Genomic DNA, 21401 nt, shown 5'->3' on the forward strand with positions numbered 1-21401 from the left:
CCTGCGGGGTGAACGCCCGGGGTCGGCCTGCGGGGTGAACGCCCGGGGTCGGCCTGCGGGGTGAACGCCCGGGGTCGGCCTGCGGGGTGAACGCCCGGGGTCGGCCTGCGGGGTGAACGCCCGTTTCCGGCCTGCGGGTTGAACGCCCGGGCCCTTCGGCGGGCTGAGCGCCCGGGCCTTTCGACGGGCTGAACGGGAGGTGTGGCTCAGACCCCCGCAGCCCGGTGCGTGATCCGTCCGTCCAGGACCGTCAGCAGGACCGGCAGGTCCGGCAGGTCCGTCGACGCCGTCGTCAGCGGGCTGTCCGCGAACACCGTCAGATCGGCGCGGAAGCCCGGCGCGAGCCGGCCCGCCTCGTGCTCCTCGCCCGCCGCGTACGCCGCCGCCGTCGTCATGCCCCGCAGCGCCTCCAGCGCCGTCAGCGCCTGCTCGGGACCGTGCGGCGCCTGTCCGAGGTCGCGGCTCGGGCGCCGGTGCCGCGCGCCGGCCATCACGCCGAGCGGCGGGAACGGCGCGATCGGCCAGTCGGAGCCGAGGACCACCGTGGCCCCGGAGTCCGCCAGGTCCCGGCAGCGCCACGCGCGCGAGGCGCGCTCCTCGCCCAGGCGGCGCGACCAGTTGTCGGTGTGGTCGGCCCGGGTGAAGTCGCAGCAGTGCGTGGGCTGCATGGAGGCGAGCACGCCCAGCTTCGCGAAGCGGCGCAGCGTGTCGTCCGGGACCGTCTCGATGTGCTCGACCCGGTGCCGCACCCCGCTCCCGCCGCCCGCGCGCGCCTTCTCGACGGCGTCGAGCACGTGCCGTACGGCCGCGTCGCCGATGGCGTGCGTCGCGGTGGCGATCCCGGCCCGGTGCAGCTCCCCGATGATGTGGGTGTACGCGTCGGGGTCCGGCCAGAAGGCGTGCGTGGACTCGCCGTGGCAGTCGGGCCGTTCCAGCCACGCGGTGCCGTTGTCGATGGTCCCGTCCATGAAGAGCTTCACGCCCGCGACCCGCCACAGCGCCCCGCCCGTGCCCTGCAGCGCGATGAGGTCCCGGACGCCGTCCGCGTCGGTGCCGGGCTGGCACCAGGGCGCCACCCGGAGCCGCAGGGCCAGTTCACCGGCCCTGTCGAGCTCCCCGTACAGCGCGAGGCTCTCGCCGTTCGCGTCCATCGCGTGACCGCCGGTGAGTCCGGCCGCGGCCATGGACCGCAGGGCCGCCGCCAGCCGCTCGCGGCTCTCCTCGGGCGTCGGGCGCGGGGCGACCCGCTCGACGAGCTCGCAGGCGGCGTCCTCCTGGAGCAGTCCGGTCGGGCGCCCGTCGGCGTCGCAGACGACCTCGGCGGAGGCCTGGTCGAAGGTGCGGGGGCCGTCGACCCCGGCGAGTTCGAGCGCCCGCCGGCTGGCGAGTGCCGAGTGGGCGTCGAAGAGCAGGAGGAACGCCGGGACGCCGTCGAGGACCTGGTCGAAGGGGGCGATGCCGACGGGGTGGTCGCCGAAGACGTTCGGGTCGAGGCCCCAGCCGAAGAGCCAGTCGCCGCGGCCGAGGGCCCGGGCCTCGCGGGCGAGGGCCTCGCGGACGTCGTCGAGGTCCGTGCAGTACGACAGGTCGAGGCCGTGGGTCAGTTCGGCGCCGGACACCGGGTGCAGGTGGCCGTCGACGAGACCGGGGGTGACGACGGCGCCCTTGAGGTCCACGACGGTGGTGGCGGGTCCCGCGAGCGCACGGATCTCGCGGTCGTCGCCGAGGGCGGCGATCCGGCCGTCGTCGGAGACGGCGAGCGCGGTCTCGGGCAGGAACGCCCCCGTGCCGGGGTCGAGCAGACGGGCGGACAGCAGGACGAGTCGGGTGCGCACGGGTGGCTCCAGGGCTCCAGGAAGGGGGCGGGTGCGGAGGCCCGCGGGGGGCCTCGGTGAAGGGGCGGTCGGGCGCGGGCTCGGCCGGTGGCCTCGGTGAAGGAGGCGGTCGGACGGGCTCGTGGCCGGCCTCGGTGACGGAGGCGGGCGGGCTCGTGGGTGGCCTTGGTCCGGGGTTCGGTCGGACGGGCGCGCGCGTGGCCTCGGTCAGGGCTCGGCGGGGCTGGCTCGCCGGGGCCCTCGGTGAAGGGTCGGTCAGGTGGGCTCGGCCGGTGGCGGTACGTCGGTCAGCGCGCCGTGCGGCAGTCCGAGTTCGCGTTCCGCCGTGGTCAGGGCCATCCGGGTCACGGCCTGCGGCCGGTCGGTCCGGTCGGAGTTGGCGTGGGCGCCGAGGCCGTCGAGCACCACCAGGATCTGGATGGCGGTGGCCCGCGGGTCGTCCGTGCGGAACTCGCCGCGGGCGACGCCCTCGCGAATGAGCTGCTCAAGCCGGTCGTCGGAGGCGAGTTCCTGTTCGGTGACCCGGTCGCGCAGGACGGGCCGGTAGCGGCTGAGGTGCCGGGCGTTGATCCAGAGGCGGCTGATGTCGTCGTACGCCTCGCCCGCCGAGAGGGCGAAGTAGCGCGCGAGCCACTGCGTGGGCGTCCCGTGGGGGCGCTCCGCGGGCAGCAGCCCGTCGAGCTCGCCGGTGGCGGCCACGCTGAACGCCTCGCCCACCAGATCCTCCGCCGAGGGGAAGTAGTGGCTGATCAGGCCGGGTCGCACGGCGAGCTCCTCGGCGATCCGCCGCAGGGTGACGCACTCGAGCCCCTCGGTCAGGGCCACACGTGCGGCGGTCTCCACGATCTCCGCCCGCCGGGCTTCGGGTGTTTTCCGAACTCTCTTGCGCTGGACGCTTGACGACATAACCGCGATGCTATTGAGTGTGCGACCAATAAGCAACCAGGTGGGCACCACACGCATCCGGAGGGCCGCATGGCTTCCACGATCCCCGACCCGCTCCCAGGCCCTCAGGGCGCACAGGCCGCCTTGCGGGACACCGATCGGCCGGGCCGCATCGAGGCGCACGGCATCGACCACATCCCCGAGTCCGAGCGCCACGGCCACCCCCGCGAGCTCTTCTCCGTGTGGGCGGCGGCCAATGTCAACTACCTCAGCCTCGTCATCGGCGGGGCCCTCGTCCTGATGGGCCTGAACCTCTGGCAGGCCGTCGCCGTGACCGTCGTGGGCAACCTGTTCTGGCTGTTCCCCGGCCTTCTCGCCACCTCGGGCCCGGCCGCCGGCGCACCCAGCGAGGTGATCACCCGGGCCGTCTACGGCGTCCTCGGCAACCGCGTGAACAACGCGGTCGGCGGCTGGCTGGTCTCCGTCTGCTACTTCGCGCTCAACCTGGCCGCCGCGGCCACCGCCACCTTCGCGCTCGTCGAGAAGGCGGGCGTCACGGCCACCACCCCCGTCAAGGTGGCCGTCATCGTGGTCATCGCCGCGCTCACGCTGATCATCAGCGTCTACGGGCACGGCCTGATCATCACGCTGTACCTGCCGATCACCCTGGTCCTCGCCGCGGCCTTCACCGTCGTCGCGTTCGCCGTCCTGCGGCACGCCGACTTCTCGTACGCCCCCGCCGAGCGGCCCGGCGGAGTCGAGCTCTGGGCCCTGCTCCTCGCCGGCACCACGATGATCGCCTCGGGCCCGCTCTCGTACACCACGAGCGCCGACTTCTCGCGCTACCTGCCCCGCACCGCCTCGAAGAAGGCGATCATCGGCTGGAACGCGCTCGGCGCCTTCCTGCCCAGCGTCGTCGTCTGCTCGCTCGGCGCCTTCGCCGCCACGGCCGTCGACATGACCGACCCGCAGACCGCGCTCCAGGAGATCCTGCCCGGCTGGTTCGTCCCGGTCTTCCTGCTCGCCCTGGTCCTCGGCACCATCTCCATCAACGCCCTGACCGCGTACAGCGCGGGACTCGCGCTCCAGGCCGTCGGCCTCCGCATCCGACGCTCCGTCAGCGTCCTCTTCGACGGGGCCGTCGCCGTCGCCCTCACCCTCTACGGGCTCCTCGTCTCCGACTTCCTCGACACCGTCAGCAACGCCCTCCAGGTGATCACCGTCCTGATCGGCCCCCTGATGGCGGTGTACGCCACCGACGTCCTGCTCCGCCGCTGCCGCTACGACGGTCCCGCGCTCTCGGACGAGACCCCCGGCAGTCCCTTCTGGTACACCGCCGGCGTCAACCCGGCCGGTGCCGTCGCCCTCGTCGCCGGGGTCACCGCGGCGGCCCTCTGCGTCAACACCCTCTACACGGGCCCGATCGCCGCCGCCCTCGACGGTGTCGACCTCTCCCTCCCCGTCGGCATGGTCGTCGCCGCCGGCCTCTACGCCCTCCTGATGCGCAAGGACCGCACCCTGCTCGCCGCCCGGGCGGAGGCGTGAACAACCCGCGCCGTACGACCCTCCGGATCACCGGGGACACGCCCCGCCGGCGGGGCGAGGACCGCGGCCGGCAGGCCCGCGCCGGGATCACGCGCGCGTGGCGGGTGTACGAGGAGCTCTTCGCGACCGTCGCCGCCGGGAACGCCCGGACACTCGACGTACCCGCCCTCGCCCTGCGTACCGTCCGGGCGACCCGGGCCTGGGCGCCGGAGCTCGTCGCCGAGATGGAGGGAGTCGCCGAGGGCGCCGGAATGCCGTTCTGGACGATCGCCGCGCTCAACGCCCGCACCGAGATCCTCGCCGAGGCCGGCGCACCCCGCACGGGCGAGTGCTCCACCCTCGTCCGCACCGGCCCCCGGACCACCGGCGGCCAGTGCTGGGACTGGCACCAGGAACTCGCCGACGCCTGGCACCTCCAGACCGTGACCGGGGACACCCAGGGCTTCGCCGGGATCACCGAGCACGGCATCCTCGCGAAGATCGGCGTCAACGAGGCCGGCGTCGGCGTGCTCTTCAACATCCTCGGCCACACGGACGACGCCGCGACCGGCGTGCCCGTCCATCTCGTCGCCCGTCAGGTGCTCGGCGCGGCCGCGTCGTTCGCCGAGGCGGTCGGCATGCTGACCGGAGCCCCCGTCTCGGCCTCCACGGTCATCACCGTGGTGACCGCGGACCGGGCCGCGTCCGTGGAACTCGCCCCGGCAGGCTCGGCCGTGGTCGCCCCGGACGACCGGGGCTGGCTCGTGCGCACCAACCACTTCCTCGCCCCGGCCCTGGCCGCCGGGGAACTGCGCGGTCGCCGGGAAGCGGAGACGTACGACCGCCACCGGCTGCTCACGGAACGCGTGCTCACCCACGACGGCGGGCCCGGCACGGACGCGTCCGCCGTGTCCGACGCGGAGACGTACGGCCGGGAGGCATCCGGCTCGGAGGTGTCAGGCCCGGCGGCGCCCGACGCGGCGACGCCCGGCCCGGACGCGTCCCACGGCGTGGCGCCAGGCCCGAGCGCGCTCGGCCCCGACGCGCTCGTCCGCCTGCTCGCCGCCCATCGGGACGACGGTGCCGAGGTGTGCTGCCACGCCCCGGCCGAAGGCCGACTCGGCGGCCGGTGGGCGACCCTCGCCACCGTGGCCGTCGACCCGGCCGAGCGATCCCTCAGGGTGCACGGCGGCGGCCCCTGCTCGGCCGGCCCGGAGACCTGGACCCCGCTCACCGCGCCCCGGCGCTGACAGGGGGCGCTGACGCGGGGCGCGCCCACAACCGCGAACCGGTACCGCGCCGGGACCCTCAGCCCCGGCGTGCTCCCGCCGCCTCGACCAGGCCCCGCATCACCCGCAGGTCCTCGCCCATCTCCGGATGCCACTGGACGCCCAGGACCCAGGCCGGGTCGGCCAGCTCGACCGCCTCCACCGTGCCGTCCTCCGCGTGGGCGGAGACCGCGAGCCCCGCGCCCAGCCGGTCCACGGCCTGGTGGTGGTAGGTCGGGACGTCGGTGAGTTCGGGCACCAGGGAGGCGTACCGGCTCCCCGGCACCGGCTTCACCGCGTGCCGGCCGATCACCCCGACCGCCTCGACGTGCCCGTCCAGGTGCTGGATCAGCGTCCCGCCCCGGGCCACGTTCAGGAGCTGCATGCCCCGGCAGATGCCGAGCAGCGGGGTCCCGGAGGCGATGGCCGCGGCGATCAGGGCCAGCTCCCAGCCGTCCCGCTCCCGGGCCGGCGGGCCGGTACGGGAGTCGGGCTCGGCCCCGTACCGCACGGGCTCCACGTCCGCCCCGCCCGCGATCACCAGTCCGTCGAGCCGGGCCACGACCGCCGCGGCGGCCTCCGGCGCGTCGGGCGGCAGCATCACCGCGATGCCCCCGCTCTCCTGGACGAGCCGTGGGTACGGCGCGGGGAGCAGCGCGGCACGCATGTCCCACACGCCCCAGCGGGCCTGGTCCAGATAGGTGGTCACGCCGATGAGCGGCTTGGACACGGAACGTCCTCCGGGAGAGCGGTGTACGGGAGCGGGGGAAGGAGGCGGGGTGTGGTCGGGGCGGGGGGATCGGGTGCGGGCGGTCAGTCGCGGGAGAGTTCGGCCTCGGCGGCCGCGAGCGCGGCGAACTCCTCCTCGGGCGCCCTGGCCACCAGATGGTGTCGACTGTAGAACGCGAAGTAGGCGAGGGCGATCGCGTACACCCCGAGCGCCATGAACGCCGCCGTCCGGTCCACCAGGAAGGTCGCGACGAGCGCCGACAGGGCCAGGACGAAGGCCACCGACGAGGTGACGATGCCGCCGGGTGTGCGGTACGGCCGGTGCAGGCCCGGCTCGCGGCGCCGCAGCACGATGTGGGAGAGCGCCATCAGGGCGTACGAGATCGTGGCGCCGAACACGGCGATGTTCAGCATCCGGGCCCCGTCCCCGGTCCCGGCGGCCAGCGCGAAGCCGATCGCGCCGGGGATGAGGAGCCCCAGGTACGGAGACTTGCGGCGGCTGGTGAGGGAGAGGAAGCGGGGCAGATAGCCCGCCCGGGAGAGGGCGAACAGCTGACGCGAGCCGGCGTAGATGAGGGAGAAGAAGGAGGCGACCAGACCGGCGAGGCCCGCGTAGTTCACGAAACGGCTCAGCGCGGTCGGCTCGCCGTCGCCCTGGAGCGCCACGACCAGCGGGTTTCCCGCCTCCTGGACGGCGGCGGCGCCGCGCGCCCCGGTCGCGGCGAAGAAGGTCATCACGGCGAGCAGCACCAGGATGCCCATGGAGATCGCGAGCGCCTTCGGCATCGACCGCACCGGGTCCTTGGCCTCCTCGGCGGCGAGCGGCACGCCCTCCACGCCGAGGAAGAACCACATGCCGAAGGGGAACGCCGCCCAGATCCCGAGCAGACCGAACGGCAGCCAGGAGGTGGCCCCGAAGGCCTCGCCGTCGACCGGGATGTCGTTCAGTCCGTCGACGTGGAAGTCGGTGAGGGCGCCGAGCGCGAAGACGACGAGCGCCGCGACCGCGACGGCCGTCACGATCAGGCTGAAGCGAAGGGCCTCGCCCACGCCCCACAGGTGGATCCCGATGAAGAGGGCGAAGCAGACCAGATGGACGGGCCAGCCGGACTCCAGGCCGAACAGGCCGAGGGATTCGACGTAGTCGCCGATGAAGATGGAGATCGCGGCGGGCGCGAGGATGTACTCGATGAGGATCGCGGTTCCGGTGAGGAACCCGCCCCAGGTGCCGAGCGCCCGGCGGGCGAAGCCGTAACCGCCGCCTGCGGTGGGCAGGATGGCGGAGAGTTCGGCGAGGGCGAAGACCAGGCAGGCGTACATCGCGCCCATCAGGACCGTGGCGATGGCGAGTCCGCCGAAGCCCCCCTTGGAGAGGCCGATGTTCCAGCCGGAGAAGTCCCCGGAGACGACGTAGGCGACGCCGAGCCCGGTGAGCAGCAGCCATCCGGCGCTGCCGCGGCGCAGGGCGCGGCGCTCCAGATAGTCGTCCTGGGGAGGGGTGGTGCCTCCGGAACTCCCGGTGGTTTCTTCGAGCGTCATGGCAGCGTCAGCTCCCCGCAACAGGCCCAATGGATTGGAGCCATACCTTTGCGGTGCCGACGGGAGAGCGCAACCCCCGTGCGTTACTTTCGGGTTACGTACCCGGGGACGCCCGTCTCATGTCAGGAACCCCCGCAGCAGCGCCGCCGTCCCCGAGCAGTGCTCCCGCATCACCTCGCGCGCCGCGTCCGCGTCCCCGTCCAGGACCGCCTCCACCAGGGCGGTGTGCTGGTGCTGGGAGTGCTCCAGGTTGCGTACGAGCAGCGGGATGCAGTCAAGGAGATCGTTCACGGTCGCCCGTACGGCGGCGTACTGCGCGGTGAGCGTCGGCGAGCCGGAGAGCTCGGCCAGCGTGAGGTGGAGCAGGGTGTCCTGGCGGCGGTAGTCGGCCAGCGGGGCGTCATGGGTCGCCGCCACGGCGGTCCGCAGCCGCTCGGCACCCGCCGCGTCGAGACCGTGGGCCGCGCAGAGCCCGGCGGCCCCGACCTCAAGGACCTCGCGGAAGCGCAGGGTGTCCTCCATGTCGACCGTGGCGATCCGGCGGCGCAGCTCGTCCTCGTCGGCGGTCTGGACGCGGGGGAGCACGAACGTTCCGCCGTAGCGGCCGCGCCGGCTCTCCACGAGGCCCTGCTCCTGGAGGACCTTGAGGACCTCGCGCAGGGTCACCCGGCTGATCCCCATCCGGTCGGCGAGCTCCCGCTCGGCGGGCAGCCGCTCCCCGCCGGGCACGAGTCCGAGCCGTACCACCTGGAGGATCTGCTCCAGGGCCTCTTCGAAGCCGTTGCCCGCCCGGACCGGCCGCAGCACGGGCGTCAGCCGGTCCGCCGATTCACTCGTACTGGCCACGTTGTCGATTCCCTCTCGTCAGCACTTCCCAAGCAATGGTCTTCCGCAATACCTTATGGCTTCCGGCAGGCCGAAGGAGGAGCAATCCCGTGGCAGACCGCAAACCCCCGCTCACCGTCGAGGAGCTCCGCGCCCTCGTCGCGAGCGGCGAGATCGACACCGTCGTCCTGGCCTTCCCCGACATGCAGGGGCGGCTCCAGGGCAAGCGGTTCGCCGCCCCGTTCTTCCTGGACGAGGTACTCGGCCACGGCACCGAGGGGTGCAACTATCTCCTGGCCGTCGACACCGAGATGAACACCGTCGACGGCTTCGAGATGTCCTCCTGGGACCGCGGCTACGGCGACTTCGCGATGCACCCCGACCTCACCACCCTCCGCCGACTCCCCTGGAACGAGGCCACCGCCATGGTGACGGCGGACCTCGCGTGGGGCGACGGCACCCCCGTCGTCGCGGCGCCCCGCCAGATCCTCCGGCGCCAGCTGGAACGTCTCGCGGAGCACGGCTTCACCGCCCACGTCGGCACCGAGCTCGAGTTCATCGTCTTCAAGGACAGCTACGAGCGGGCCTGGGACGCGAACTACCGCGGCCTCACCCCCGCCAACCAGTACAACATCGACTACTCCGTCCTCGGCACCGGACGCATCGAACCCCTCCTGCGCCGCATCCGCAACGAGATGACCGGCGCCGGACTCACCGTCGAGTCCGCCAAGGGCGAGTGCAACCCCGGCCAGCACGAGATCGCCTTCAAGTACGACGAGGCCCTCGTCACCTGCGACGGACACGCCGTCTACAAGACGGGCGCCAAGGAGATCGCCGCCCAGGAGGGCTACTCGCTCACCTTCATGGCGAAGTACAACGAGCGCGAGGGCAACTCCTGTCACATCCACCTCTCCCTCCAGGACGCTGAGGGAAGGAACGTGATGGCCGGGGACGACCCGCACGGGATGTCCGCGATCATGCGGCACTTCCTCGCCGGACAGCTCGCCGCCCTCCGTGACTTCTCCCTCCTCTACGCCCCCAACATCAACTCCTACAAGCGGTTCCAGCCCGGCTCCTTCGCACCCACCGCGGTCGCCTGGGGCCACGACAACCGCACCTGCTCGCTCCGGGTCGTCGGCCACGGCCGCTCCACCCGCTTCGAGAACCGCCTCCCCGGCGGCGACGTCAACCCGTACCTCGCCGTCGCCGGCCTGGTCGCCGCCGGCCTGTACGGCATCGAGCAGCAGCTCGAACTCCCGGAGCCCTGCACCGGGAACGCCTACACCGCCGAGTACGCGCACGTCCCGACGACCCTGCGCGAGGCGGCCGAACTCTGGGAGACGAGCGAGATCGCCAAGGCCGCCTTCGGGGACGAGGTCGTCGCCCACTACCGCAACATGGCCCGCGTCGAACTCGACGCCTTCGACGCGGCCGTGACGGACTGGGAACTGCGGCGCTCCTTCGAACGCCACTGACGCGACCGCCGACCCCGTGGACGCGAACCCCTCCGACCCGCACACCGCCGAGAGGAACGAGTTGCTCCAGGTACTGAACCCGGCGACCGAGGAGCCGGTCGCCACCGTCCCCGCCGCCACCCCGGCCGACGTGGACGCCGCCGTCGCACGGGCCGCGACCGCCCAGCGCGGCTGGGCCGCCGCCGCGCCCGCCGACCGCGCCCGGCTGCTCCGCCGCTTCGCCGCCGTCGTCGACGACCACGTCGAGGAACTGGCCCGCCTCGAGGTCACCGAGGCCGGCCACACCATCGGCAACGCCCGCTGGGAGGCCGGCAACGTCCGCGACCTGCTCGACTTCTCCGCCGGGGGAGTGGAGCGCCTCAACGGACGCCAGATCCCGGTGGCCGGCGGCCTGGACATCACGATCCTCGAACCGCTCGGGGTCGTCGGCGTCATCGCCCCCTGGAACTTCCCGATGCCGATCGCCGCCTGGGCCACCGCACCCGCCCTCGCCGCCGGCAACGCCGTCCTCCTCAAGCCCGCCGAGACCACACCGCTCACCGCGCTCCGGCTCGCCGAACTCGCCCTGGAGGCGGGCCTGCCCGAAGGCCTCTTCCAGGTCCTCCCCGGCACCGGCCCGGTCGCGGGCAACGCCCTCGTCGAACACCCCGGTGTCGCCAAGATCGTCTTCACCGGCTCCACCAGGGTCGGCAAGTCGATCATGGCGAAGTGTGCCGGCCAGGTGAAGCGGGTCACCCTCGAACTCGGCGGCAAGAGCCCCAACATCGTCTTCGCCGACGCGGACCTCGAAGCCGCCGCCGCGGCCGCGCCCATGTCGTTCCTCGACAACAGCGGCCAGGATTGCTGCGCCCGTACGCGCATCCTCGTCCAGCGGAGCGCGTACGACCGCTTCATGGAGCTGCTCACCCCCGCGATCGAGGAGATCGTCGTCGGCGACCCCGCTGACGAGCGCACCCAGATGGGCCCGCTCATCTCCCGCGCCCAGCTCGACCGCGTCCGCTCCTACGTGCCGGACGACCTCCCCGGCGTCCGCGGCAAGGCCCCCGAGGGCCCCGGCTTCTGGTTCCCGCCGACCGTCCTCACCGGCCTCTCCGAGGACGCCCCCTGCGCCGTGGAGGAGGTCTTCGGACCCGTCGCCGTCGTCCTCCCCTTCGAGGACGAGGCCGACGCGATCCGCCTCGCCAACGCCACCGAGTACGGCCTGTCCGGCTCGATCTGGACCCGGGACGTCGGCCGCGCCCTGCGCGCCTCGCGCGCCGTCCGGGCCGGCAACCTCTCCGTCAACTCCCACTCCAGCGTCCGCTACTGGACCCCGTTCGGCGGCTACCAGCAGTCCGGCCTCGGCCGCGAACTCGGACCCGACGCACTGACCGCCTTCACCGAAACCAAGAACGTCTTCATCAGCACGGAGGCCTGAGCACCCATGACCAGCACCCGCACCGAAGAGATCGTCTGCCGCCGGCTCGTCGGCCGCACCGCCGTCATCACCGGAGCCGGCAGCGGCATCGGCCTCGCCACCGCCCGCCGCCTGGCCTCCGAGGGCGCCCACGTCGTCTGCGGCGACATCGACGAGACCGCCGGCAAGGCCGCCGCCGAGGAGGTCGGCGGAACCTTCGTGAAGGTCGACGTCACCGACCCCGAGCAGGTCGAGGCGCTGTTCAGGACCGCCTTCGACACCTACGGCTCCGTCGACATCGCCTTCAACAACGCCGGCATCTCGCCGCCCGACGACGACTCCATCCTGGAGACCGGCCTGGAGGCCTGGAAGCGCGTCCAGGACGTCAACCTCACCTCGGTCTACCTGTGCTGCAAGGCCGCCCTGCCGTACATGCGCCGCCAGGGCAAGGGCTCCATCATCAACACCGCCTCCTTCGTCGCGATCATGGGCGCGGCCACCAGCCAGATCTCGTACACCGCCTCCAAGGGCGGCGTGCTCGCGATGTCCCGCGAGCTGGGCGTGCAGTTCGCCCGCGAGGGCATCCGCGTCAACGCCCTGTGCCCCGGCCCGGTGAACACCCCGCTCCTCCAGGAGCTGTTCGCCAAGGACCCGGAGCGGGCCGCCCGCCGCCTGGTCCACATCCCGGTCGGCCGCTTCGCCGAGGCCGAGGAGATCGCCGCCGCGGTCGCCTTCCTCGCGAGCGACGACTCGTCCTTCGTCAACGCCAGCGACTTCCTGGTCGACGGAGGCATCGCGGGCGCGTACGTGACGCCCCTCTAGACCGCCGCCACACCCCCCACACCCCCACATCCCCACCCGGCAGCCGGGCGTCGCGAGGCGCCCGGCTGTCCGGCGTCCGCAGCTGCCCCGACCGGAGAGTGATCATGAACCAGCGTGCCCGGCTCCGTTCGTCCGCCGTCACCGCCGTCACCGCCGTCACCGCCCTCGCCGCGACGGGCCTCGCCTCCGCCGGCGCCGCCGAGGCGAGCCCCCGGAACCACCGCCCGCCCCGGCCCTGCCCCACCCTGACGATCTCGGAGGGCTGGTACGGCGACAACAAGGCCCGCATCGACGCCCTCGTCGCCGAGCACTGCCACGACAAGGGCAGAAAGCCCGTCGCCGTCTTCGACTGGGACAACACCGTCATCAAGAACGACGTCGGCGACGCCACCTTCCACTGGCTCCTCCGCAACGACCGGGTACGCCCGCCCCGGAACGGCGACTGGTCCACCACCAGCCGCCACCTCACCCCCGAGGCGGCCACCGCCCTCGGCGCGGCCTGTCCCACCGGAGTGCGCGTCCTGCCCACGGCCACCGACACCCGCTGCGCCGACGAGCTCCTCTCCGTCTACGCCTCGGGCGCCACCACGGCCGGGAAGACCGCCTTCACGGGCCACGACCGACGCCGGACGGAGCCGCAGTACGCCTGGCTCGCCCAGCTCCTGCGCGGCTGGACCACCCGACAGGTCGAGTCGTTCGCCGCCGCCGCCCGCGCCGAGAACCTCGCCGCCCCGCAGGGCGCCACCCAGCGCGTCGGCACCTCCCAGGTCACCGGCTGGGTCCGCTACTACCCGCAGCAGCGCGACCTGATCCGCACCCTCCAGGACGCCGGCTTCGACGTCTGGATCGTCTCCGCCTCGCCCGAACCCGTCGTCGACGTCTGGGCGAAGGGCGTCGGCGTCGCCGCCTCCCACGCCATCGGCATCCGCAACACCACCGAGCGCGGTCGGCTCACCGCCCACCTCAAGGGCTGCGGAACGGTACGGGACGGCGAGGACACGATGATCACCTACATCGACGGCAAGCGCTGCTGGATCAACCAGGAGATCTTCGGCGTCCGCGGCCCCGCCGCCGAGCGGGTGCAGCCCGCCTCGCGGCGCCAGGTGTTCGCCGCGGGCGACTCCGACACCGACGTCTCGTTCCTGCGCGACGCCACCGGCCTGCGTCTGGTCCTCAACCGCAACAAGAACGAACTCATGTGCCGGGCCTACGAGAACGGCGACGGCCGCTGGATCGTCAACCCCATGTTCATCGAGCCGAAGCAGCGGAAGGCCACCCCGTACCCCTGCGCCGGCACCGGCTACACGGCGGGCGACGGCACGGCGGAGCCGGTCCGGCGGTCCGACGGAAGCGTGATCCCGGACCAGCCGGACAAGGTCTTCTGACGAGGAAGGCCTGGAGGAGGGCCTGGGGTGAGGGCCTAGAGGAAGGTCTGGCCCTCGCCCCGGTAGGTGGGGACGGTGGCGGTGATCCGGTCACCCTCGATCAGCCGCAGACTCGCGAACCGCTCACACAGCTCGCCCGCCTTCGCGTGCCGGAACCACACCTTGTCGCCGATCCGCAGATCGTCGGCGGGCGAGCCGATCAGCGGGGTCTGCACCTCGCCCGGACCCTCCTGGGGGTCGTACGCGAGCCCCTCCGGCAGATACGGCACGGGCAGCCGGTCGGGCCCGGCGGCCCCGGACGCCGGATAGCCGCCCCCGAGGACCGTCACCACCCCGACCCCCGGCCGCCGGACGACGGGCTGCGCGAAGAGAGCCGCGGGCCGCCCGGTGAACGAGGTGTAGTTGTCGAAGAGCCGCGGCACGTAGAGCCCCGAACCCGCGGCGATCTCCGTCACCGCGTCCTCGGCGGCCGTGTGCTGCACGCTGCCGGTGCCGCCGCCGTTCACGAACTCCAGGTCCGGCGCCACGGCCCGTACGGCACGCACCACGGCCGCCCTGCGCTCGGCCAGCTCCCTGCGGGCCGCCGCCTGCATCAGCCGAATCGCCCGCGACCGCAGCGGCCGGCCCGCGATCGCGTCCCCGACCCCCGCGACATGCCCCTCGTACGCCATGATCCCGACCAGCCGGAACCCGGGACGCCGCACCACCGAACGGGCCAGCTCCGCGAGTTGCGCGGGCTCGCGCAGCGGGGAGCGACGGGCACCGACACGGATCCGGCCGCCGAGGAGGCTGAGCGCCGTGTCCAGCTCCAGACAGACCCGGACCTCCTCCGTCCCGCCCGCGCGGGAGGCGTCGATCAGATCCAGCTGCGCCACGTCGTCGACCATCACCGTCACGGCGGCGGCCAGCTTCGGATCGCGCGCCAGCTCACCGAAGCCGGTGCGGTCCGCCGACGGATAGGCGAGGAGCACGTCCTCGAACCCGGCACGGGCCAGCCACAGCGACTCGTCGAGCGTGAACGACATGATCCCGGCGAAGCCCTCGCGCGCCAGCACCCGTTCCAGGAGTGCCCGGCACCGCACGGACTTGCTCGCGACCCGGACGGGCTTGCCGCCGGCCCGGCGCACGAGGTCGTCCGCGTTGGCGTCGAAGGCCTCCAGATCGACGATCGCCACGGGCGCGTCGAGATGAGCGGTGGCCCGGTCGTAGCGGGCCCGGTCGGCGGCACGGGGAGTCATGGCCCGAGCTTGCCAGACAGGTTTACGGGTGGGTAGCCCCTGGGTTCCCGTACCAGGGGGAACAGCCCGTAGAGTGACGGGCATTGTCGACACGAGCGGGGGGACGGGGATGACCGGCGAACAGCGCCCCGGCACGACCTCCCGCATCACGGACGCCCTCCTCCGACCGGACCCGGCCCCGGCCCCGCCCGAGATGGAGATGACGACGCGGCTGCGACCGATCAGGCCGGGGGACGCGCCGCCGACGCCAGGGGGCGGACCGGTGGCCCCGGGGACCCTGCCGAGGCCCGCCGAGACCGCGCCCCGCCCGGCGGCGGGGCCCACGGCCCCGCGGACCGGGACCCCGCCCCGCCCCACGGCCGCACCGACGGCACCGCCGCGCGCGGCCTCGACGCCTGCGGTGCGCCCGGAGTCCGGCCCGGCGTCCCGAGCGCCCGAGGCTCCGGTGCGGCCCGCGGCCCCCGCAAGCCCGCCTGGGGGTACGGCTCCAGGGCGCCCCGCATCGGCGACGCCCGGCCCGGCGGCCCCTCCTGCGGCCGGGTCACGCCCGGCGACCCCGTCCGGTGGGGTCTCCGGCCCGACGGCTCCGCCCCGGGCGAGCGCGGCGGCCTCGCAGCCGATGCCTCCGTTGGCGGGTTCCGCGGGTTCGACGCCGACCACGCCGTCCCGGCCGGCGGCCACGCCGCCCCGCCCGACGACCGCTCCGTCCCGGCCGGCGACCACGCCGTCCCGCCCGACCACCGCTCCGGCTGCGCCGTCCCGCCCGACGGCTCCTCCGGGCTCCCCGGTCTCCGCGGTGGCCTCCGCCGCGGTGGCCTCGGGCGAGACCGGCGACTCGCCCCGGTCGACGCCCGCTCCTTCAGCCCCCGCCCCCGCCTCCGCCACGGGTCCGGCGGCCGCCGCTCCGGGCCGGCCGACGTCCGGTCCCGCCGCTCCGGCGCCCGGCGCCCCCTGGCAGCCCGCGCCCCCGGCCCCGTCCCGCCCCGCGCCCACCACCCTCCCGCGGCCGGCCGCGGGGCCCACCGCCCCCCGTCCGCAGCCCGCGCAGGCGGCCCCCGCGCCCGCCCGGCCGGCGCCCCGCCGGACGAACTCCGCGCCGACCGCCGCGGGCCCCGCCCCGGTCGCTCCCGCCCACGCGAGCCGGACGATCCCCGCGCCCGCCGCCGCGGGCCCCGCCCCGGTCGCACCCGCGCACGCGAGCGCTCCCGCGCACGCGGGTCCCCTCCCGCACGCCGTGCCCCACCACGCCCGGCCCCACGCCACCCCGTTCGGCCACCCCCACGGACACGGGGCCCACCGGGCCACCACCACCGCCCCGCCGCCCGAGACCCCCGTCGAGACCACCACGCGGCTCCGGCCGGTGCGGGAGCGGCGGACCGGGCGGGCCATCGCCGTCGGCGTCTGCGCCGTGCTCGGCATCGGGCTCATCGGCGGGGCGCTCACCGGCATGTGGCTGGCCGCCGCCGAGCCGGGGGAGCCCGCCGAACCCGCCGGGTACACCGAGGCCAAGGACCTCTGGCACAACGCCCCCGTCGACACCCTCTTCCCCCGCACCCTCGCGGGACCCGGCGCGGGACCCGGCGGCGCCGCCCGTACCTGGACCCGGATCGTCGTCGCCCCCGACGCCGCCTGCTCGCCGGCCGTCCTGGCCAAGGGCCTCCTCGCCACCCTCGGGCCGCTCGGCTGCGAGCGCGTCCTGCGCGCCACGTACACCGACGCCACCGCCAGCAGCGTGATCACCGTCGGGATCGTCTTCACCCGCGCCGACGCCACCACGCAGAGCACCCTCGGCCAGGGCCTCACCAGCCGCCTCGGCCAGGACGTCCCCCCGGCGCTCGCCGGCCCCGGCACCGTCGCCGCCCGCTTCGGCGCGAAGCAGCGGGCCGGCTGGTGGCTGAACGCCCCCGCCGACCTCCCCGTCGTCGTCACCGCCGTCTCCGGCTTCGCCGACGGCCGCGCCGTCGACGCCCCGCAGCCCGCCGACCGTGCCATGACCGCGGGTCGCACCGACGCCACCGCGCAGTCCGGCCTCGGCCACGAGGCCAAGAACATCACCCTCCGGTTCGAGCAGCTGCTGCGCACGGCCGTCGCCCCGCCGAAGAAGGACGAGGAGAAGGACGCCCGGTGACCCGCCTCCGTACCCCCGCGGCCGTCCTCCTCGCCACCGCCTTCGCCGTCCTCCCCGCCACCACCACACCCGCGTACGCCGACACCATCCGGGCCCGGCAGTGGGGCCTCCAGGCCCTCCACACCACGGAGGCCTGGCGGACCACGAAGGGCGAGGGCATCACCGTCGCCGTCCTCGACACCGGCGTCGACGCCCAGCACCCCGATCTCGAGGGCTCGGTCCTCACCGGCCGCGACCTCGTCGGCTTCGGCGCCTCCCGGGGCGACCGCGCCTGGGCCCGGCACGGCACCGCCATGGCCGGGATCATCGCCGGGCACGGCCACGGCCCCGACGGCGGCGACGGCGTCCTCGGCATCGCGCCCGACGCCAGGATCCTGCCCGTCCGGGTCATCCTCGAAGGCACCGACAAGTCCCGCGACAAGGCCCGCAAGACCCGGGGCACCGCCCTCGCCGAAGGCATCCGGTGGGCCGCCGACCACGGTGCCGACGTCATCAACATGTCCCTGGGCGACGACTCCAAGTCCGCCCACCCGGACGCCGGCGAGGACGCCGCCGTCCAGTACGCGCTCGCGAAGGGCGTCTCCGTCGTCGCCTCCGCCGGCAACGGCGGCGAGAAGGGCGACCACATCTCGTACCCCGCCGCCTACCCCGGCGTCATCGCCGTCACGGCGGTCGACCGCTACGGCACCCACGCCTCCTTCTCCACCCGCCGCTGGTACGCCACCGTCAGTGCTCCCGGGGTCGACATCGCCATCGCCGACCCCGACCGGCGGTACTACGAGGGGTGGGGGACCAGCGCCGCCGCCGCGTTCGCCTCCGGCGCCGTCGCCCTCGTCCGCTCCGCGCACCCCGACCTCACCCCGGCGCAGGTCAAGCGGCTCCTCATCGACACCGCCCGCAGCCGCCCCAAGGGCGGCCGCAGCGACGCCAAGGGGTACGGAACGGTCGACCCGGCCGCCGCGATCGAGGCCGGCGCGAAGATCAAGGGCGGCGACCCCACGACCACGGCCACCGGCTACCAGGGCCGCTACTTCGGCCCCGGACCCCTCCCCGCTCCCGAGGAGAGCCGCCCCGTCGGCCTGCTCGCCCCGCTCACCGGCGGCCTCGGCGCCCTGCTCCTCCTCACCGCCGTGATCCTCCGCCGCGCCCACCGCACCCGATAGACCCGCCAGGACCCGCGCCAGGACCCGGCGGACCGACCGCGCCCGCCCGGCGGTTAGGCTCGGTGCGTGGCGCTCAAGAACATCCCGGACCCCGGTTTCTCCGACGACGACGGCACTGCCGACCCGCGGCTCGCCGCGGCCCTCGCGGCCTGGGCGGAGGACAGAACCGCCCACGGCCCCGTCCTCGACGCGCTGCGGGAGGCCCGGCTGCTCGTCCCCGTCGTCGCCGTCCTCGGCGAGGTCGAGACCGACGAGAACGGCCTGCGGCGCGAGAAGACCAGCGACATGGCGGTCCCCACCCTCACCGCGGGTGACCGGCGCGCCCTGCCCGCCTTCACCTCGATCGCCTCGCTCGCCCTGTGGGACCCGGAGGCCCGGCCCGTCGCCGTCCCGCTCCACCAGGCGCTCCAGGCGGCCGCGCACGAGAAGGCCGACACGGTCGTCCTCGACCTCGCGGGCCCGGTGCCGTACCAGCTGACCGGCCCGGCCCTGCTCGCCCTCGCCGAGGGCCGCACCAGCGCCGACCCGCTCGACGACCCCGCCGTACGGGAAGCGGTACGGGCCGCCGTCGCCGCCGAGCCCGCGGTGCTCCGCGCCCACCTGGGCCCCGGCGCCGCCGACGGCACCCTCGCCCTGGTCCTCGCCGAGAGCGGCTCCCCGGCGGAGGCCGCCCAGCGCGTGGCCCGCGCCCTGGCCGCCGACGAAACACTGAGGGCCCGCCTGGTGCGGGGCCTCGACCTGGCACTCCTGCCGGCCTCGGCCACCCCTCCGGGCGAGCCCTTCTACGTGAGGAAGTGAGCGACGGGGGCGGACCCCCGCCCCCGAACGGTTCCTAGCCGTACACCGGTCCGGTGTACTTCTCGCCCGGTCCCTGGCCCGGCTCGTCCGGGATCAGGGACGCCTCGCGGAAGGCGAGCTGGAGGGACTTCAGGCCGTCCCGCAGGGGAGCCGCGTGGAAGGACGAGACCTCCGTCGCGCCGGCGTCGAGCAGGCCCGCGAGCGCGTGCACCAGCTTGCGGGCCTCGTCGAGGTCCTTGTACTTGTCGCCCTCCTCGGTGAGCCCGAGCTTCACCGCGGCGGCGCTCATCAGGTTGACGGCGACGGTCACGATCACCTCGACCGCGGGGACCTCCGCGATGTCGCGGGTCATGGCGTCGAAGTCGGGGGCATCGGCGGTGTCGGGGGAGTCCGGGGACTCGTTCTGGGGCGTCTCGCTCATGCCTCATACGATATGCCGGTCCTCGGTTAGCGGAGACCGCCGGGTCCTGCTAACCTTGTGTAACGACCGGCCGGACACGTGTGTGCCCGGCCCACAAGTGGAGGCTCCGTACTCCCACCTGACCACCCTCACGGGTGGCGGGTCACCGGTCAGGTGGCGCCCATCGTTCCGTACGGACGATGGAGCCGCCCGATGCGCGCCCCGCGGTTGACCGCGGCGGTGCTCCGGTATTTCTTTGGAGCCCCGCCTGTGTCCCGTCCGGGGCGTTTTTCATGTGCCGGCTCGGTTGGTCTCACCAGAAACAGACATGCGCGTCCGTCCGCCAGGCGGTCGCGTGGTGCTACCGAGGAGGATCCATCAGCGCCGAGCCCCGCATCAACGACAGGATTCGCGTTCCCGAGGTGCGACTTGTCGGACCCAGCGGCGAGCAGGTCGGGATTGTTCCGCTTGCCAAGGCCCTGGAGCTCGCACAGGAGTACGACCTCGACCTGGTCGAGGTCGCGGCGAACGCCCGTCCGCCCGTGTGCAAGCTCATGGACTACGGGAAGTTCAAGTACGAGTCGGCCATGAAGGCCCGTGAGGCGCGCAAGAACCAGGCGCACACGGTCATCAAGGAGATGAAGCTCCGGCCGAAGATCGACCCGCACGACTACGACACCAAGAAGGGTCACGTCGTCCGGTTCCTCAAGCAGGGTGACAAGGTCAAGATCACGATCATGTTCCGTGGTCGTGAGCAGTCCCGTCCCGAGCTTGGTTTCCGGCTGCTGCAGCGGCTGGCGTCGGACGTCGAGGAGCTTGGCTTCATCGAGTCCAACCCGAAGCAGGACGGCCGGAACATGATCATGGTTCTCGGCCCGCACAAGAAGAAGACCGAGGCCATGGCCGAGGCGCGTGAGGCCCAGGCCGCACGCAAGGCCGAGCGCCAGGGCGTCACCTCCGAGGAGACGTCCGAGGCTCCGGTCGCCGAGACCGAGGCTGCTGAGGCTCCGGTCGTCGAGGCCGAGGCGGAAGCCCCGGCCGAGACCCCCGAGGCGTGACCCGCGGGGCTGCCACCCAGGCAGCCCCGGGCCCCGCCCGGAACCACCAAACGAAGAATTGACGCTCCCGGATCTCCGGTGCCCGCACCGGTGGGGAGCGCCACTGACGAGGAGATACGGCGCGATGCCGAAGAACAAGACGCACTCCGGTGCCAAGAAGCGCTTCAAGGTCACCGGCACCGGCAAGATCCTGCGCGAGCGCGCCGGCAAGCGCCACCTGCTCGAGCACAAGTCGTCCAAGCTGACGCGTCGCCTCACCGGCAACGCCGAGATGGCCCCGGGTGACGCCGCCAAGATCAAGAAGATGCTGGGCATCTGAGTTTGATCTCCCGCTCTCGGCGACGAGAGCTTCCGGCCAAGTCCGGGAACCATCCGTTTTTCGGGTCGTGTGAGGACCACCACGACCCCGCTACAAGGAGTTAACAAGTGGCACGCGTCAAGCGGGCAGTCAACGCCCACAAGAAGCGCCGGGCGATCCTCGAGGCGGCCTCCGGCTACCGCGGTCAGCGCTCGCGCCTGTACCGCAAGGCCAAGGAGCAGGTCACCCACTCGCTGGTCTACAACTACAACGACCGCAAGAAGCGCAAGGGCGACTTCCGTCAGCTGTGGATCCAGCGCATCAACGCGGCTGCCCGTCTGAACGGCATGACGTACAACCGCCTCATCCAGGGTCTGAAGGCCGCCAACATCGAGGTGGACCGCAAGATCCTCGCCGAGCTGGCCGTCAACGACGCCAACGCGTTCGCCGCGCTGGTCGAGGTCGCGCAGAAGGCTCTGCCGGCCGACGTCAACGCCCCGAAGGCCGCCGCCTGATCTTCCAGGCCGCAGTACCTCTGCCCGGACCCGCAGGCGCGCACGCGTCTGCGGGTCCGGGTGCGTCTGCCCCCTGAAGGGTGTTCGGTGGAGGTGGGCCGCCCAGGCCCGAAGCGCCAC

Annotated in this window: 19 protein-coding genes; 12 read left to right on the plus strand and 7 right to left on the minus strand. The window is 73.7% G+C overall.

The window, feature by feature from the left end; translation table 11 throughout:
* Window positions 1–206: 206 nt before the first annotated feature.
* Entirely contained in the window at window positions 207–1835 is a 1629-nt protein-coding gene (locus ACIP8Z_RS27255) for an amidohydrolase (RefSeq protein ID WP_402087878.1), read from the minus strand.
* A gap of 255 nt (window positions 1836–2090) precedes the next feature.
* Window positions 2091–2741, minus strand: a complete 651-nt coding sequence (locus ACIP8Z_RS27260; RefSeq protein ID WP_402087881.1) for a TetR/AcrR family transcriptional regulator — start codon at window positions 2739–2741, stop codon at window positions 2091–2093.
* Between the two features lie 69 nt (window positions 2742–2810).
* Here ACIP8Z_RS27260 and ACIP8Z_RS27265 point away from each other — a divergent pair, with 69 nt between their 5' ends.
* Window positions 2811–4265, plus strand: a complete 1455-nt coding sequence (locus ACIP8Z_RS27265) for a purine-cytosine permease family protein (RefSeq protein WP_402087883.1) — start codon at window positions 2811–2813, stop codon at window positions 4263–4265.
* Window positions 4262–5494, plus strand: coding sequence for a C45 family autoproteolytic acyltransferase/hydolase (locus ACIP8Z_RS27270; RefSeq protein ID WP_402087886.1), 1233 nt, complete (start codon window positions 4262–4264; stop codon window positions 5492–5494). Before ACIP8Z_RS27265 ends, ACIP8Z_RS27270 begins: the two co-directional genes overlap by 4 nt.
* A 58-nt stretch (window positions 5495–5552) precedes the next feature.
* Here ACIP8Z_RS27270 and ACIP8Z_RS27275 read toward each other — a convergent pair whose 3' ends face one another.
* From ACIP8Z_RS27275 to ACIP8Z_RS27285, 3 genes are all read right to left on the minus strand, one after another.
* Complete coding sequence (locus tag ACIP8Z_RS27275; RefSeq protein ID WP_402087888.1) at window positions 5553–6242, minus strand: gamma-glutamyl-gamma-aminobutyrate hydrolase family protein; 690 nt, start codon at window positions 6240–6242, stop codon at window positions 5553–5555.
* A gap of 83 nt (window positions 6243–6325) precedes the next feature.
* Window positions 6326–7780 carry an ethanolamine permease gene (eat, locus tag ACIP8Z_RS27280; RefSeq protein WP_402087890.1) on the minus strand — a complete coding sequence of 485 codons (1455 nt, stop codon included), beginning with the start codon at window positions 7778–7780 and terminating at the stop codon, window positions 6326–6328.
* Window positions 7781–7897: 117 nt separating this feature from the next.
* Complete coding sequence (locus ACIP8Z_RS27285; RefSeq protein WP_073914967.1) at window positions 7898–8626, minus strand: FadR/GntR family transcriptional regulator; 729 nt, start codon at window positions 8624–8626, stop codon at window positions 7898–7900.
* 89 nt (window positions 8627–8715) lie between these two features.
* Between ACIP8Z_RS27285 and ACIP8Z_RS27290 the strand changes: the two genes are divergently transcribed.
* The 4 genes from ACIP8Z_RS27290 to ACIP8Z_RS27305 all read left to right on the plus strand — a co-directional run bounded on the left by ACIP8Z_RS27290 (window position 8716) and on the right by ACIP8Z_RS27305 (window position 13683).
* Entirely contained in the window at window positions 8716–10080 is a 1365-nt protein-coding gene (locus tag ACIP8Z_RS27290) for a glutamine synthetase family protein (protein WP_402087892.1), read from the plus strand.
* Window positions 10081–10096: 16 nt separating this feature from the next.
* The gene (locus ACIP8Z_RS27295; protein ID WP_402087895.1) at window positions 10097–11497 is read left to right on the plus strand and encodes an aldehyde dehydrogenase family protein; all 1401 of its coding nucleotides are present in this window, start codon (window positions 10097–10099) and stop codon (window positions 11495–11497) included.
* A 6-nt stretch (window positions 11498–11503) separates the two neighbouring features.
* Window positions 11504–12298 carry a 3-oxoacyl-ACP reductase gene (locus tag ACIP8Z_RS27300; protein ID WP_319318260.1) on the plus strand — a complete coding sequence of 265 codons (795 nt, stop codon included), beginning with the start codon at window positions 11504–11506 and terminating at the stop codon, window positions 12296–12298.
* Between the two features lie 104 nt (window positions 12299–12402).
* The gene (locus ACIP8Z_RS27305; RefSeq protein WP_402087898.1) at window positions 12403–13683 is read left to right on the plus strand and encodes an HAD family hydrolase; all 1281 of its coding nucleotides are present in this window, start codon (window positions 12403–12405) and stop codon (window positions 13681–13683) included.
* A gap of 35 nt (window positions 13684–13718) precedes the next feature.
* On the opposite strand, the gene ACIP8Z_RS27310 is transcribed toward ACIP8Z_RS27305, so the two are convergent.
* Complete coding sequence (locus ACIP8Z_RS27310; protein ID WP_402087901.1) at window positions 13719–14921, minus strand: amino acid deaminase/aldolase; 1203 nt, start codon at window positions 14919–14921, stop codon at window positions 13719–13721.
* A gap of 796 nt (window positions 14922–15717) precedes the next feature.
* Here ACIP8Z_RS27310 and ACIP8Z_RS27315 point away from each other — a divergent pair.
* From ACIP8Z_RS27315 to ACIP8Z_RS27325, 3 genes are all read left to right on the plus strand, one after another.
* A complete protein-coding gene (locus ACIP8Z_RS27315) occupies window positions 15718–17049 on the plus strand; it encodes a hypothetical protein (RefSeq protein WP_402087903.1) in 1332 nt (443 codons plus the stop codon).
* A complete protein-coding gene (gene mycP, locus ACIP8Z_RS27320) occupies window positions 17046–18212 on the plus strand; it encodes a type VII secretion-associated serine protease mycosin (RefSeq protein ID WP_402087906.1) in 1167 nt (388 codons plus the stop codon). The genes ACIP8Z_RS27315 and mycP overlap by 4 nt, the downstream gene beginning before the upstream one ends.
* Window positions 18213–18278: 66 nt before the next feature.
* Window positions 18279–19010, plus strand: a complete 732-nt coding sequence (locus ACIP8Z_RS27325) for an SseB family protein (RefSeq protein ID WP_402087909.1) — start codon at window positions 18279–18281, stop codon at window positions 19008–19010.
* Window positions 19011–19044: 34 nt separating this feature from the next.
* Here ACIP8Z_RS27325 and ACIP8Z_RS27330 read toward each other — a convergent pair whose 3' ends face one another.
* Window positions 19045–19431, minus strand: coding sequence for a DUF1844 domain-containing protein (locus ACIP8Z_RS27330; protein WP_318206869.1), 387 nt, complete (start codon window positions 19429–19431; stop codon window positions 19045–19047).
* Window positions 19432–19703: 272 nt separating this feature from the next.
* On the opposite strand from ACIP8Z_RS27330, the gene infC reads away from it, so the two are divergent.
* From infC to rplT, 3 genes are all read left to right on the plus strand, one after another.
* Window positions 19704–20468, plus strand: coding sequence for a translation initiation factor IF-3 (gene infC, locus ACIP8Z_RS27335; RefSeq protein ID WP_383870665.1), 765 nt, complete (start codon window positions 19704–19706; stop codon window positions 20466–20468).
* A gap of 124 nt (window positions 20469–20592) precedes the next feature.
* Window positions 20593–20787, plus strand: coding sequence for a 50S ribosomal protein L35 (gene rpmI / locus ACIP8Z_RS27340; RefSeq protein WP_030316087.1), 195 nt, complete (start codon window positions 20593–20595; stop codon window positions 20785–20787).
* A 107-nt stretch (window positions 20788–20894) separates the two neighbouring features.
* On the plus strand, window positions 20895–21281 hold the full coding sequence (rplT, locus tag ACIP8Z_RS27345; RefSeq protein WP_015032398.1) for a 50S ribosomal protein L20: 387 nt from the start codon (window positions 20895–20897) through the stop codon (window positions 21279–21281).
* The last annotated feature ends 120 nt before the right edge of the window (window positions 21282–21401 follow it).

This window comes from Streptomyces sp. NPDC088553 (assembly GCF_044752965.1).
Classification (GTDB): Bacteria; Actinomycetota; Actinomycetes; order Streptomycetales; family Streptomycetaceae; genus Streptomyces.

What these genes read in the sequence shown, in the direction of transcription:
- ACIP8Z_RS27310 (WP_402087901.1), bottom strand. Translation starts at nt 14,921, where the DNA reads ATGACTCCCCGTGCCGCCGACCGGGCCCGCTACGACCGGGCCACCGCT.
- rpmI (WP_030316087.1), top strand. Translation starts at nt 20,593, where the DNA reads ATGCCGAAGAACAAGACGCACTCCGGTGCCAAGAAGCGCTTCAAGGTC.
- ACIP8Z_RS27330 (WP_318206869.1), bottom strand. Translation starts at nt 19,431, where the DNA reads ATGAGCGAGACGCCCCAGAACGAGTCCCCGGACTCCCCCGACACCGCC.
- ACIP8Z_RS27305 (WP_402087898.1), top strand. Translation starts at nt 12,403, where the DNA reads ATGAACCAGCGTGCCCGGCTCCGTTCGTCCGCCGTCACCGCCGTCACC.
- eat (WP_402087890.1), bottom strand. Translation starts at nt 7,780, where the DNA reads ATGACGCTCGAAGAAACCACCGGGAGTTCCGGAGGCACCACCCCTCCC.
- ACIP8Z_RS27300 (WP_319318260.1), top strand. Translation starts at nt 11,504, where the DNA reads ATGACCAGCACCCGCACCGAAGAGATCGTCTGCCGCCGGCTCGTCGGC.
- ACIP8Z_RS27265 (WP_402087883.1), top strand. Translation starts at nt 2,811, where the DNA reads ATGGCTTCCACGATCCCCGACCCGCTCCCAGGCCCTCAGGGCGCACAG.
- ACIP8Z_RS27260 (WP_402087881.1), bottom strand. Translation starts at nt 2,741, where the DNA reads ATGTCGTCAAGCGTCCAGCGCAAGAGAGTTCGGAAAACACCCGAAGCC.
- infC (WP_383870665.1), top strand. Translation starts at nt 19,704, where the DNA reads ATGTGCCGGCTCGGTTGGTCTCACCAGAAACAGACATGCGCGTCCGTC.